This window comes from uncultured Ellagibacter sp. (assembly GCF_934617235.1).
In the GTDB taxonomy this organism is placed as follows: domain Bacteria; phylum Actinomycetota; class Coriobacteriia; order Coriobacteriales; family Eggerthellaceae; genus Ellagibacter.
The window spans coordinates 78,063-90,375 of record NZ_CAKTTZ010000004.1; the positions used below are offsets into that span (position 1 = coordinate 78,063).

General features: G+C 58.2%; 14 protein-coding genes. 2 read left to right on the plus strand and 12 right to left on the minus strand.

The features are described from left to right. The first annotated feature begins 35 nt into the window (after window positions 1-35). The gene (locus Q0G85_RS01680) at window positions 36-224 is read left to right on the plus strand and encodes a hypothetical protein (RefSeq protein ID WP_297154132.1); all 189 of its coding nucleotides are present in this window, start codon (window positions 36-38) and stop codon (window positions 222-224) included. 137 nt (window positions 225-361) lie between these two features. Here the strand turns inward: Q0G85_RS01680 and Q0G85_RS01685 are convergent, their stop codons facing one another. The 4 genes from Q0G85_RS01685 to Q0G85_RS01700 all read right to left on the minus strand — a co-directional run bounded on the left by Q0G85_RS01685 (window position 362) and on the right by Q0G85_RS01700 (window position 4,363). Then, window positions 362-649, minus strand: coding sequence for a hypothetical protein (locus Q0G85_RS01685; protein ID WP_297154133.1), 288 nt, complete (start codon window positions 647-649; stop codon window positions 362-364). Between the two features lie 450 nt (window positions 650-1,099). After that, window positions 1,100-1,558 (minus strand): type II toxin-antitoxin system VapC family toxin, encoded by a 459-nt coding sequence (locus Q0G85_RS01690; protein WP_297154134.1) that lies wholly within the window; start codon window positions 1,556-1,558, stop codon window positions 1,100-1,102. Continuing rightward, a complete protein-coding gene (locus tag Q0G85_RS01695; RefSeq protein ID WP_297154135.1) occupies window positions 1,512-1,754 on the minus strand; it encodes an antitoxin in 243 nt (80 codons plus the stop codon). The genes Q0G85_RS01690 and Q0G85_RS01695 overlap by 47 nt, the downstream gene beginning before the upstream one ends. A 224-nt stretch (window positions 1,755-1,978) precedes the next feature. Next, window positions 1,979-4,363, minus strand: coding sequence for an ATP-dependent helicase (locus tag Q0G85_RS01700; protein WP_297154137.1), 2,385 nt, complete (start codon window positions 4,361-4,363; stop codon window positions 1,979-1,981). Window positions 4,364-4,643: 280 nt separating this feature from the next. Here Q0G85_RS01700 and Q0G85_RS01705 point away from each other — a divergent pair, with 280 nt between their 5' ends. After that, entirely contained in the window at window positions 4,644-5,774 is a 1,131-nt protein-coding gene (locus tag Q0G85_RS01705) for a GTP-binding protein (RefSeq protein WP_297154139.1), read from the plus strand. 68 nt (window positions 5,775-5,842) lie between these two features. Here Q0G85_RS01705 and Q0G85_RS01710 read toward each other — a convergent pair whose 3' ends face one another. The 8 genes from Q0G85_RS01710 to atpB all read right to left on the minus strand — a co-directional run. Beyond that, window positions 5,843-6,274 (minus strand): F0F1 ATP synthase subunit epsilon, encoded by a 432-nt coding sequence (locus tag Q0G85_RS01710; RefSeq protein WP_297154141.1) that lies wholly within the window; start codon window positions 6,272-6,274, stop codon window positions 5,843-5,845. After that, the gene (gene atpD / locus Q0G85_RS01715) at window positions 6,267-7,724 is read right to left on the minus strand and encodes a F0F1 ATP synthase subunit beta (RefSeq protein ID WP_297154142.1); all 1,458 of its coding nucleotides are present in this window, start codon (window positions 7,722-7,724) and stop codon (window positions 6,267-6,269) included. The genes Q0G85_RS01710 and atpD overlap by 8 nt, the downstream gene beginning before the upstream one ends. 2 nt (window positions 7,725-7,726) lie before the next feature. After that, entirely contained in the window at window positions 7,727-8,665 is a 939-nt protein-coding gene (gene atpG, locus Q0G85_RS01720) for an ATP synthase F1 subunit gamma (RefSeq protein ID WP_158049780.1), read from the minus strand. A gap of 12 nt (window positions 8,666-8,677) precedes the next feature. Then, a complete protein-coding gene (gene atpA, locus Q0G85_RS01725) occupies window positions 8,678-10,249 on the minus strand; it encodes a F0F1 ATP synthase subunit alpha (RefSeq protein WP_211361052.1) in 1,572 nt (523 codons plus the stop codon). Then, a complete protein-coding gene (gene atpH / locus Q0G85_RS01730) occupies window positions 10,243-10,821 on the minus strand; it encodes an ATP synthase F1 subunit delta (RefSeq protein WP_158049782.1) in 579 nt (192 codons plus the stop codon). Before atpH ends, atpA begins: the two co-directional genes overlap by 7 nt. Next, entirely contained in the window at window positions 10,814-11,425 is a 612-nt protein-coding gene (atpF, locus tag Q0G85_RS01735) for a F0F1 ATP synthase subunit B (protein WP_296061266.1), read from the minus strand. The genes atpH and atpF overlap by 8 nt, the downstream gene beginning before the upstream one ends. 48 nt (window positions 11,426-11,473) lie before the next feature. Beyond that, window positions 11,474-11,692 carry a F0F1 ATP synthase subunit C gene (locus tag Q0G85_RS01740; RefSeq protein WP_158049784.1) on the minus strand — a complete coding sequence of 73 codons (219 nt, stop codon included), beginning with the start codon at window positions 11,690-11,692 and terminating at the stop codon, window positions 11,474-11,476. Between the two features lie 136 nt (window positions 11,693-11,828). Further along, a partial coding sequence (gene atpB, locus Q0G85_RS01745) for a F0F1 ATP synthase subunit A (RefSeq protein ID WP_297154144.1) occupies window positions 11,829-12,313 on the minus strand: 485 nt, incomplete at its 5' end.

Below are 12,313 nucleotides of genomic sequence, written 5' to 3' on the forward strand. Positions count from 1 at the left end.
AGAGAGGCCGTCCGATTCAAGGACGCTGTCCCAGGATGACTGGGGGATGCATCACTCTTGTGTACTGTGCGGATAAATGCTCGTTCACTTCGATGAGCTTTGGCGTCAAGGCCGAGTGCCGCATCGCTATCGCGTTCAAAGAGCCCATCAACCTCGATATAGCTGTTCGCGACTATTTCGCGCCGTTCAACCCGTTTCTTTCGTTTTGTATGAAAGCTCGATAGGGTCCCTCTCCTTTGTTCCGAACGGCCCGGCGGAGAATTTGCATGTCATTTCCTGGTTTCCTGCCGCATCGATGGCGAAATTATTCAAACCCGAGATACCTGTTGCACTCAATACTCTTTCCGAAGTCTCTTCGCCGCTAATCGATAATTGACTTAGGGCAGATGATGAGCATGAAGCCGCCTGCAACCTTGCAGCGCCAATTCTTGCGCGTGACGACGATATCGGAGCCGAGTCTTTTCTCCTCAAATCGACTCAGCTTCTCAAGATGATGGCAAAGTATAATCACGAGAAGAAACGCTTCTCCGAAGACGAGCTCGTGAGGAGAACCTATCTCGTCCATCTCCGGGCTTAATCCCGAGGTGCCGAGCGGATATGCAACAGGCTCGACGGCGCCAACGGGTTTAGCCAGCATCGACTGCTTCACGGCCTGCTCAGATTATTGGGTCGTTCGCAAAGAGGCTTGCTCCGACGAGAATCGGTCCTTTCCATGCACGTTGAAATAAGGATTACGCTTTCCGCTCGCAATGCCACCAGGGCAGCTAAATTCGACGCACGAGCGATGGATGTCCATGCGCACGGCGTGCTTCTCCTATCTTACGGAGCGATCCCGGTTGTTCTCGGGCTAAGCGATACTGAGGGTATTTCGGCTATCGAACGCTCTCGACTCTCAAGATGAATGCGGCCGTTTCAAGAATTTCACTCGAAAGGTTAAGGCTTCGTGAAAGATACTCTTCATATCGCGTTATGGCTCGGAACAAAACGACAGCCAATGGCAACGACCAAGCTTTCAGGCACAAGAATTTACACCAAATTTCAAGCTACACAACTTCATATTCAGAAGAAAGAGGAGGGATGCTTCTTAGTATCATGCGCCCTACTCTTCGGCCCACTCTTCCAGCTTCAGCCCTGGCACGCGCTTGAACTCCCTTGTATTGCGCGTCACCAGCGTAGCGTTGCGCGAGCGCGCGGTAGCGGCGATAAGCATATCATTCGGGCCGATGAGCTGCCCTTTTGATTCCAGCTGCGCACGAATGGTCGCGTATTCCCGCGCAGCTCCGGAATCGAAGGAAACGATTTCGAAGGGAAGAAGAAACTGCTCGACGAGCAAGCGATTCTCTTCCACGCGAGCGCTTTTCTCTGCTCCGAGCAAAAGCTCCGCCTCCACAACAGAAGGCACTTTGAACAGGCGCGGATCGCTTCTTCGCAAAAGGTTGTACAGGTAAGGCATCCGTCCGCGCATGAATTCAATGCAAACGCAAGAATCAAGAAAGTACACAGCGCACCGCCTACTCAAACGGAGAATCGAACGAAATGGAATCGTCCAACGAAACATCCAGCTCAAGCGGCTCGACGAACGTCGGATCATCAAGTGCGCCGTATGTTTCCCAAAAGCCCGCAGGCCACGCCGATTCCGCCCGGTTTTGAATAAGACAGCGAGCGTATTGAGACAGCGAAACACGCTCGCGACCTGCACCATCACGCAAAGATTCCATTGTTTCGTCATCGAGATACAAGGACAGCTGGGGCATCGCACCCTCCTTACAACAACAAGTATAGAACCAAGTATACTTGTATCTATACTTGTTCGCAAGGAGAGACAGGGTCGAGTCTTCTTGGCAGCCATGCGATCAAGGAGCATCAAAGCTAAAGGAAAGCGGCAGTCGAACCGAAAGGAAAGCCCATGCTCGATGGCGCTCGCTAAATAGAGGGATTGCCAGGGAAATGGGCCTTCCCTTGCAGCCCCTCGCCTGAGCTACCCAATCTTCACAATGGGGGCGTAGTCCTTCAAAAGCTTCTTCGTCTGGCCGGTTTTCGCGAAGCGGATGTGGAGCGTGTCACCGTCGACTTTCACGACCTTGCCGCGGCCGAACGTCTTATGGTCGACTGCGTCGCCGACGGAGAAGGTGACGCCCGCCGCCTCCTTCTTGCCCGCCTTCGGGTTCACGTACCCGCCAGAGCCGTGAACACTCGAGCCCGTATGCCCGCTTCGGCCCGCGCGATCGCGGTCGCCGCGACCCGCGCTTCCCGATGCGCTCGAGCGCCCGAACACGCGACCACCGCCCGCTTCCGTACCGCTTCCCGCGATACCGCGACGGCTTCCGCGTTTCTCCCAGCCAGTGCCGGAAAAGCCCGCAGAGCCCAGCCCCGAGGTTTGGCGCAGCTCGGCAGGAATCTCGTGGATGAAGCGCGATACCGGGTTCGCCGACGTCTGGCCGAAAATCTGGCGCTGCTGCGCGCACGTGAGGTAGAGCACCTTTCGCGCACGGGTGATCGCAACGTAGGCAAGCCTGCGCTCCTCCTCGATTCCCGCAGCATCGTTCACGCTGTTCATATGCGGGAAAAGCGTTTCCTCCATGCCCGCCGTGAACACGCAGTCGAACTCGAGGCCCTTTGACGAGTGCACGGTCATGAGTGTGACAGCCTTTCCATCCTCCCCCATGGTATCCAAATCGGTACGCAGGCGCACCCATTCGATGAAATCGGCAAGAGAATCCCCGCGAAGCACGCGCGCAGGTTCCGCATCGCCGGCAACCGCGTCCCCTTCCGTCGGGGCCGCAAACTCAGCGTCGTCCTCCTCATGCGTCTGCGAGAACTCGTCGACGACGCTCATGAACTCCTGGATATTCTCGATGCGCCCGCGCGCCTCATCGGTGTTCTCGTTGGTGAGCGCCGAGATGAGCCCCGCGCGATCGACGATCATCTCCACCACGCGGCGCAGCTCGCCTGAGTACTCCTGAGCCTCCTTGATGAGCTCCACGAACTCGCCCACCGCGCGGCGGGTCGAGGCGCGCAGCTCGGGGTCAAGCACGACAAGCTCAGCCCCCTGCATGAACGTCATGCCCATCTCGCGGGCAAACTGCTCGATGCGCTCGATGGTGGTCTTGCCGATTCCGCGACGCGGCACGTTGATGACGCGCTTCGCAGCGATGTCGTCGGAGGGGTTCACGACCAGCGTGAGATACGCCATGACGTCGCGGATTTCCGCGCGATCGAAGAACTTTGTGCCGCCGACGATGCGGTAGGGCACGCCCGCGCGCAAAAGCATGTCTTCAAGCATGCGCGATTGGGCGTTCGTGCGGTAAAAAACGGCAATCTGGTTGTACGACATGCCTGCCGAGCGGCGCTTCTCGATCTCGCCCGCGATCCAACGGCCCTCGTCGCGCTCGTCAGTTGCCATATAGACGTGGATCTTCTCGCCGTCCTCGGCGGAGGTAAAGAGCTTCTTCGCCTTGCGGTGCTGGTTGTTCGCGATGACCGCGTTCGCGGCGGCGAGCACATTGCCCACGCTTCGGTAGTTCTGCTCGAGTTTCACCGTATGGCAGTTGGGATAGTCCTGCTCGAACTCGAGGATGTTGCGGATGTCAGCACCGCGCCACGAGTAAATGGACTGGTCGTCGTCGCCCACGACCATGATGTTTTTGTACTTCTGCGCCAAAAGCCCGGTGATAGCATACTGCGCATGGTTCGTGTCCTGATATTCATCCACCATGATGTAGCGGAAGCGCTCCTGGTATGCCTCGAGCACATCGGGGTGGTTCTTCAGCAGCAGATACGCGTACACGAGCAGGTCATCGAAGTCGAAAGCGTTCGCGGCACGCAGACGCTCCTGCAGTCGCGTGTAGATTCGGGCGGCCACCTTCCCCACCGGGTCGATCGCCTGCTTCTCGAAATCACCCGGCACAATGAGCTCGTTTTTCGCCTGGGAGATGCGTCCCATGAGGGCGTTTACGGGAAAGCGCTTCGGGTCGATGTCGAGCTCGGCCATGATTTCCTTGTACAGGCGCTTCTGATCGTCGGTGTCGTAGATGGTGAAGCTCTTCGAGAAGCCGAGGCGCTCGGCGTCGGCGCGCAGCATGCGCACACACATGCTGTGGAAGGTAGAGACCCACATGCCACGGCACCGCGGTCCGATGATGCCCTGAAGGCGCTCGCGCATCTCAGCGGCGGCCTTGTTGGTGAAGGTGATCGCAAGTATTTCCCACGGCGCCACGTCCAAGTCCTCCACGAGATGGGCGATGCGATAGGTGAGCACGCGCGTCTTGCCCGAACCTGCGCCCGCTAGTACCAAAAGCGGGCCTTCCGTGCACTGGACAGCTTCGGCCTGAGGGCCATTCAACGTGGCGATGTCTACGGGCATAGGTATCTTCTCCTGCGTACTGCGAACGGGAAATGCGCGGATGCGCAACGCGGCCGCGCAAGAAAAGCCTCGCGCGGCCGGCATCGATTCATGTGTCGTCTCCGCATTGTATCGCAGCGCGACAAGACCCGTCTCGCTTACCGCAGTCGCTGCGCGAAAGCCACAGCTTTTGTTCGATTGCACGCGGTTTCACATGGAGATGGCCACGCGCAAAGCACCTTTGGAGTAAAGTGGGCGGTAGCAAACAAAAGCAATCAAGCTAACTGCAAAGGAGCGTTTCGTGGAAGAAGAAAAGCCAATCAAAATTATCCTGCTCACCGGGTATCTCGGAGCAGGTAAGACGACGCTGTTGAACCACATCCTCGCAAACGAGGAGGGCATCCGTGCCGCGGTCATCGTGAACGACATCGGCGAGGTGAACGTCGATGCCGCGCTCATCGACGCAAACGGGTTCTCCGAAATGGACGGCGACCTTATCCCGCTCACGAACGGCTGTCTGTGCTGCACGCTTTCCGATGACCTGGCCAACCAGCTGACCGACATCGCGAACGCGGGCAAGTACGACTACATCATCATCGAGGCATCGGGCATCTGTGAGCCCATCCCCATCGCGTATATCATCTCCGACTTCTGCGACCAGACGAAAAACGAGGGCCACGCGCCGCTCGATTTGGACAACATCGTCGCCGTCGTGGACTGCGCGCGCATGTACGACGAGTTCAACGGCGGACGCGACCTGCTGGAGGAAGACATCGACGAGGACGACATCGAAAGCCTGCTCATCCAACAGATTGAGTTCTGCTCGACGCTCATCCTGAACAAGGCCGACAAGGTAACGCCCGAGCAGATGGACGAGTTGAAGGCAATCGTTCACAGTTTGCAGAAAGAAGCGGTCATCGTGGAGGCGACGCGCGGCGACGTTCCCATGAGCGAACTTTTGGACACGAACCGCTTCGACTTCGAGAAGGCGTACAACTCCGCCGCCTGGGTAGATGCGATGGAACATCCCGAGGAACATGACGACCCCGAGGTCCTCGAGTACGACATCGAGACCTTCATCTACAAGCGTCGCAAGCCCTTCGACCTCGACAAACTCAACGAATATGCGGAAGGATGGCCTACGAGCATCATCCGCGCGAAGGGAATCATGTGGGTGACCGAGCATCCCGACACCGCATACGTGTTCGAGCAGGCGGGCCGCCAGATGACGATGGATGAAAGCAGCATGTTCGTCGACGCCGCCACTGAAGAAGAGCGCAAGCAGGCTATCACCGAGTACCCCGAAATCATGGAGGACTGGGATCCGGAGGTAGGCGACCGCATGAACAAGATCTGCTTCATCGGACGACACATGGACAAGGAGGCCCTTATCGCCGGCCTCGATTCCTGCCTCGTCGATTGGCATAAGTAACCGAGCAAAAAGGCCGACCCCCTCATCGGGAGTCGGCCTTTTCTTTTCAAGTGATGGCTGCGATAAGCCTACTTCACAGCACCAACAGCCTTGAGCTGAAGATCGTACCACTCCAGCTTGGTGCGGTGCGTTTCCAGCAGAGCCGTCGATTGGTCATCGCCCTTGCCCTCGAGCTGAGCGATAGCCTCACGAAGCTTCGCCGCTTTAGCGGTGAGTTCCTCGACATCGATGCTGTCGACGTCCTTGCCCATACGGGCGAGAACCGACAGGTTGTTGTCGAGCACCTGGGCGAATCCGCCGTACGTCACAAAGTAGCGCTTATCCTTGCCGGCCTCATCGAGCGTCAGCGTCAACACGCCAGGGCGGTTGGTACACACGAACATCTCATGACCGGCCATAACGCCGAGGTCGCCCTCACTGCCCGGGATCTGAGCGTACTCGATCTCGCCGTGGAACAACTCGCGGGTCGGAATAGCCACCGTGCAACGGAATCTAGGCATCGGCTTTTTCCTTCGACTCGTTGTAAGCAGCGTACACCTCGTCGATGGAGCCCTTCAAGCGGAAGAACTGCTCAGGGATCTCGTCGCACTTGCCGTCGAGGATGTCGCCGAACGAACGGATGGTGTCCTCGAGCTTGACGTACTTGCCGTCGAGGCCGGTGAACTGCTTGGCCACGTGGAAGCACTGGCCGAAGAACTGCTGCGCCTTACGGGCACGGTTCACGACCAGTTTCTGCTCTTCGGAAAGCTCATCCATACCTAGGATGGCGATGATGTCCTGGAGGTCCTTATAGTTCTGCAGAAGCTCCTGGATGCCGACAGCCACGCGGTAGTGCTCCTCGCCGACGATCTGCGGGTCGAGCGCGCGGGAGGTGGACTCCAGCGGGTCGACAGCCGGGTAAATGCCGAGCTCAGCGATGGAACGGGAAAGAACCGTCTTCGCGTCGAGGTGCGTGAACGTGGTGGCCGGAGCCGGGTCAGTCAAGTCGTCAGCAGGAACGTAAACGGCCTGCACCGAAGTGATGGAACCAGTCGAGGTCGAGGTAATGCGCTCCTGGAGGTCGCCCATCTCGGTAGCCAGCGTCGGCTGATAGCCTACAGCAGAAGGCATACGGCCGAGAAGTGCGGACACCTCAGAACCGGCCTGGGTGAAGCGGAAGATGTTGTCCACGAACAGCAGAACGTCCTGGCCCTGATCGCGGAAGTACTCAGCTTCAGTCAGACCAGCGAGGCCGACGCGCAGACGCGCTCCCGGCGGTTCGTTCATCTGGCCGTAAACCAAGCAGGTCTTGTTGATAACGCCGGAGTCGCTCATCTCGAGGAACAGGTCGGTACCCTCGCGGGTACGCTCGCCTACGCCGGTGAACACGGACGTGCCGCCGTGCTCCTGGGCGAGGTTGTTGATGAGCTCCTGGATGATAACGGTCTTGCCGACGCCTGCACCGCCGAACAAGCCGGTCTTGCCGCCCTTGATGAACGGCTCGATGAGGTCGATAGCCTTGATGCCGGTCTCGAAGATCTCCGTCTTGGTGGACAGCTGATCATAATCGGGAGCCGGACGGTGAATCGGCATATAGCCAGTCACATCGGGCATCGGCTTCTCGTCAACAGGCTCGCCCATGACGTTCCAGATGCGGCCCAGGGTCTCGTTGCCAACGGGCATCATGATCGGATGACCGGTGTCGAGCACCTCGAGGCCACGAACCAGACCGTCAGTCGAGCTCATAGCGACGGAGCGGACGAGGTTACCAGGAAGATGCGTTTCAACTTCGAGAACGACATGCATGTCGCCCGCGAGCGTCTTCGCGTCAACCGTAAGAGCGTTGTAGATTCCCGGCATGGATTCCGCGGGGAATTCCACGTCGACAACAGGACCGACGATACGCACAATGCGGCCGGTAGCGCCCTTGCTGGCCTCGAGCTCCTCTCTTGTAAGCAAATGTTCACTCATATTTAATCCTCCAAAGCCGCTGCGCCACCGACGATTTCCGAAATCTCGGTCGTAATGGCGCCCTGACGGACGCGGTTGTACAGTCTGGTCAACGTTTCGGCCATCTCGGTAGCGTTGTCGGTCGCCGACTTCATAGCCGTACGACGAGCGCCCTGCTCTGCTGCGGCCGAATCAATCAGCGCGTAGTAGAACGTGTTGCGCAGGTACGCCACCATGAGCTGGTGCATAACGGTTGCAGCATCGGGCTCGAAGTCCACATCGCCGGGAATCTTCTTCTCCCCATCGCGATAAGGCTCGAGAACGTCCTCTTCCTTCGGCTCCAAACCGAGAACATCGGCAAAGCTCATCATGTTGATCGGCAGAACCTGCTGCACGATGAGCGTCTGCTCGGCACCGTTTTTGGCGTGATTGAACACGAGGGTAACCTCGTCAATCTGCCCGTTCTCGTAGCCGTGGTTGTAGCCTTCCCCGATGTAGGCGGAAATCTCTGCAGCCTCTTCGTAGGTAGGATCTGCAGACAAATCGCGGAACTCGAAGATCGGCTTGACGCCACGGTAGTTGAAGTAGCCGATGGCCTTCTTACCGCAAGCGATAACCTCAACCTCGATGCCCTGCTTTTCCTTCGCCTTGATAAGCTTCTCGGCTTCGCGGAGCACGTTGCTGTTGAAACCGCCTGCAAGCCCACGATCCGACGTGACCACAACGACGACGGCACGCTTCACCTCGTCATGCGTGATCAGCAGAGGCTCGGAATCGAGCGGGGCGTATTTCGCCGTGCTGATCAGCATGTCGGAGATGCAGTTAGCCCAAGGAAGCGCATTGAACACACGGTCGGTGGCGCGACGGATCTTCGCCGCCGCGACCATCTCCATCGTGCGCGTAATCTGCTTCGTCGAGGTGACGGAGTTGATTCGCCTTTCTATGTCGTGAAGGTTGGGCATATGATACCTACCTTACACCGAAGGCGAAAACTGGGTCTTGAACGCCTCGATAGCGGCATTCAGCTCGGTCTTGGTCTCGTCGGTGAACTTCTTCTCGGTCTTGACGCTCTCAACGATGGCAGGCTTAGACGCATGCAGGTACTCGATGAGCTCGCCACGGAAGCGAACAACATCGGCAACCGGGATATCGTCGAGGTAGCCGTTACCGCCAGCATAGATGGCGATAGCCTGATCGTAGAAGGGCATCGGGACGTAACGACCCTGCTTCAGAAGCTCGGTCATGTGAGCGCCGCGGTTCAGCTGATCCTGCGTCGCCTTGTCGAGGTCGCTGCCGAACTGCGTGAATGCCTGCAGCTCGCGGTAAGCGGCCAAGTCGAGGCGCAGGGTGCCTGCGACAGACTTCATAGCCTTGGTCTGAGCGGAGCCGCCAACGCGGGAAACCGAGATACCAACGTTAACTGCCGGTCGCTGGCCCTGGAAGAACAGGTCCGTGGACAGGAAGATCTGACCGTCGGTAATGGAAATCACGTTGGTCGGAATGTAAGCGGAGACGTCGCCAGCCTGGGTCTCGATGATCGGCAGAGCCGTCATGGAGCCGCAGCCGTACTCGTCGGACATCTTGACTGCACGCTCGAGCAGGCGAGAATGCAGGTAGAAGATGTCGCCAGGATATGCTTCGCGTCCCGGCGGGCGACGGAGGGTCAGCGACATCTGTCGGTAGGCCACCGCCTGCTTGGACAAGTCATCGTAGATGATGAGCACATGACGTCCCGGGTTCTCCGGGCCTGCAGGCTTGCCGTCTTCGCCGTTGTAGACGAAGTACTCGCCCATTGCAGCACCGGCCATAGGCGCGATGTACTGCAGCGGAGCGGAATCGGCAGCCGTTGCGGACACGATGATCGTGTACTTCATGGCGTCGTAGCGCTCAAGAGTCTCCATAACGCCGGCAACCGTGGAAGCCTTCTGACCGATCGCAACATAGATGCAGATCATGTCTTCGTCTTTTTGGTTGATGATGGCGTCAATGGCGATAGCGGTCTTACCGGTCTGGCGGTCGCCAATGATAAGTTCGCGCTGGCCACGTCCGATAGGAATCATGGAGTCGATAGCCATGATACCGGTCTGCATCGGCTCGTGAACAGGCTTACGGCTGATGACGCCAGGGGCCTTGAACTCGACCGGGCGGGTGCCTTCGGCCTCGATCTCGCCCTTGCCGTCGATCGGCATGCCGAGCGGGTTCACGACACGGCCGAGCAGGCCTTTGCCGGACGGAACCTCCATGATGCGGCCCGTGGTGCGGACCTGATCATTTTCCTTGATTGCGGTGACGTCACCGAGAAGAACGGCGCCGACCTCATCCTCTTCGAGGTTCTGGGCCAAGCCGAACACGGTCTTACCGTTGGATCCGACGAACTCGAGAAGCTCGCCAGCCATCGCGTTCTTCAGACCGTCAACACGAGCGATGCCGTCGCCGACCTGGATGACGGTACCGACCTCGCGGGAATCAACGCTCACTTCAAGGGAGGCCAACTGCTTACGCAGCGCTTCGTCAATGGACTGTGCGGTAATTTCAGTCACTAGCATTCACCTCCATCTGTTTTCTTCTTCAGCACGATGCGCGCATTGTTGAGCTGGCTAGCCACGCTCGCGTCAATGCGCTTGTCGCCCGCGCTCATGATGATGCCGCCCAAGATGGACTTGTCGATGCGCTCGCGAAGAACGACCTTCATGCCCAGCTCGGATTCGGCTTTTTGCTTGATGATGTCGCGCAGATGGTCATCGAGCTCAACAACCGTGGTCACATCGAGGATGCACAGGTTGAGCTTGGTTTCCACCTGGTTTTCGTAGCTTGCACGGACCTGCGGGAGCAACTTGATCTCACCGCGCTCAGCCATGACGGCCAGAACCTCGGTGAAAGCAGGGTTGCACTGCGCAAAAGCCGCACGTGCAATCTGGGCCCTCTGTTCGGGCGTGTACGCCGCGTCTTCCAGAGCGCCTGAAAGATCGACATTCGTCCGCATCACGGAGACGATCTTCTCCGCCTGTTCGCGCACTTCGAGAACAGCGTCTTGGCCGCCGGAAGTGTTCGCGGCATCGAGGAGTACCGATGCGTACGCGGCGATCTTCTCTTTGGTGATGAGGCGGTTATTAGGCATTGAAACTGCCCGCCTCGGTCACGTAATGCTCGATGATCTTGCGGTGCTCATCGTCGTTCAGGTCGTGGCCGACAAGGCGAGAAGCCACGTCGACGGACAAATCGGCGATAGAACCCTGCAGCTCGGCGACAGCGGCCTTCTTCTCGGCCTCGATCGCACCGCGAGCCTTTTCGATCATCTGGGCAGACTCAGCCTGGGCCTTGTTGGTGATGTCGGCCTTGACAGCCTCGCCCGTAGCCTTCGCATCCGCGATGATCTTCGCGGACTGAGCCTTGGCTTCCTCGAGCTGGCGCTTGTACTCGGCAAGCGTGCGCTCGGCTTCTACCTGGGCTTCCTCAGACTTCTTAAGGGCTTCCTTGATGGTGCTCTCGCGCTTCGTGATGATGTTGTCAACCACGGGCCAACCGAACTTGGCCAGCACGATGAGAATGATGATGAAGGCAACGAGCATCGGAATGAACTCATTCATATCGGGAATGAGCACCGCGATGCCTTCTTTCTCCTCAGAGGCGAACGCGAGGGTGGGGAAAGCACATGCAAGGCTTGCTGCAGATGCAGCTGCGACACCGGCCTTTGCCAACTTCGTCTTCAGTTTTGCTTTCACTCATCCACCTTCTCTCTCAGCGTGTATTTCTAAAACGATACAGCCGATTTAGAAGATGAAGGTGAGAACGAAGCCGATAAGGGCGAGTGCCTCAGCCAGAGCGCCGAAGATAAGCGCGTTGGTGAAGAGCTTGCCGGCGAGCTCGGGCTGACGTGCAGAGCCAACGCACAGGCCATAGCCGCAAAGACCAAGACCGATGCCTGGGCCGATGGTGCCAAGGCCGTAGCCGACAACCTTCAGGGCTGCGATAACGAGAGTAGCTTCCACTTTTCCTCCTTTTTTCGTTTCTGAGCCTTTTCTCAAAAACTGCTTTACCTATGTCTCTCGGCGTTTCTAACGGAAACGTCGTTGAAACCGAAGTCGTGCGCCTTTTGTGCGCGATGCGGGCGCGGCCCGCGCGGTTCTAGTGCTCGCCCTGAGCGAGGCCCACGTACACGGCCGTCAGCACGGAGAACACGTATGCCTGCAGGAAGGCAACGAGGCATTCGAGCGCGTACATGGCAACGAGGAACACAGCCCATGCAATCGCGGCGACGCCTGCGGGGTTGGCGAACGAGACCAGATCGAGAATGAAGAACTGGGTCATGATCGCGAAGATGCCGAGGATCATGTGGCCGGCGAACATGTTGCCGTAAAGTCGAACGGCAAGGGTCAGCAGGCGGATGACCAGGGAGAAGAACTCGAAGAACCAGATGATGGGAACCATCGGCTTAGGAAGGCCCGAAGGAGCGATGGACTTGATGTAGCCCCAGCCGCCCTTGGCCTTGATGCCGTAGAAGTTGAAGTACAGGAAAGAGAGCAGTGCGAGTGCGAACGTGACGGACAGGGTGCCGGTCGGCGTCTTCGCGCCCGGGATAAGGCCAATCACGTTGGAGATGAGGATGAAGA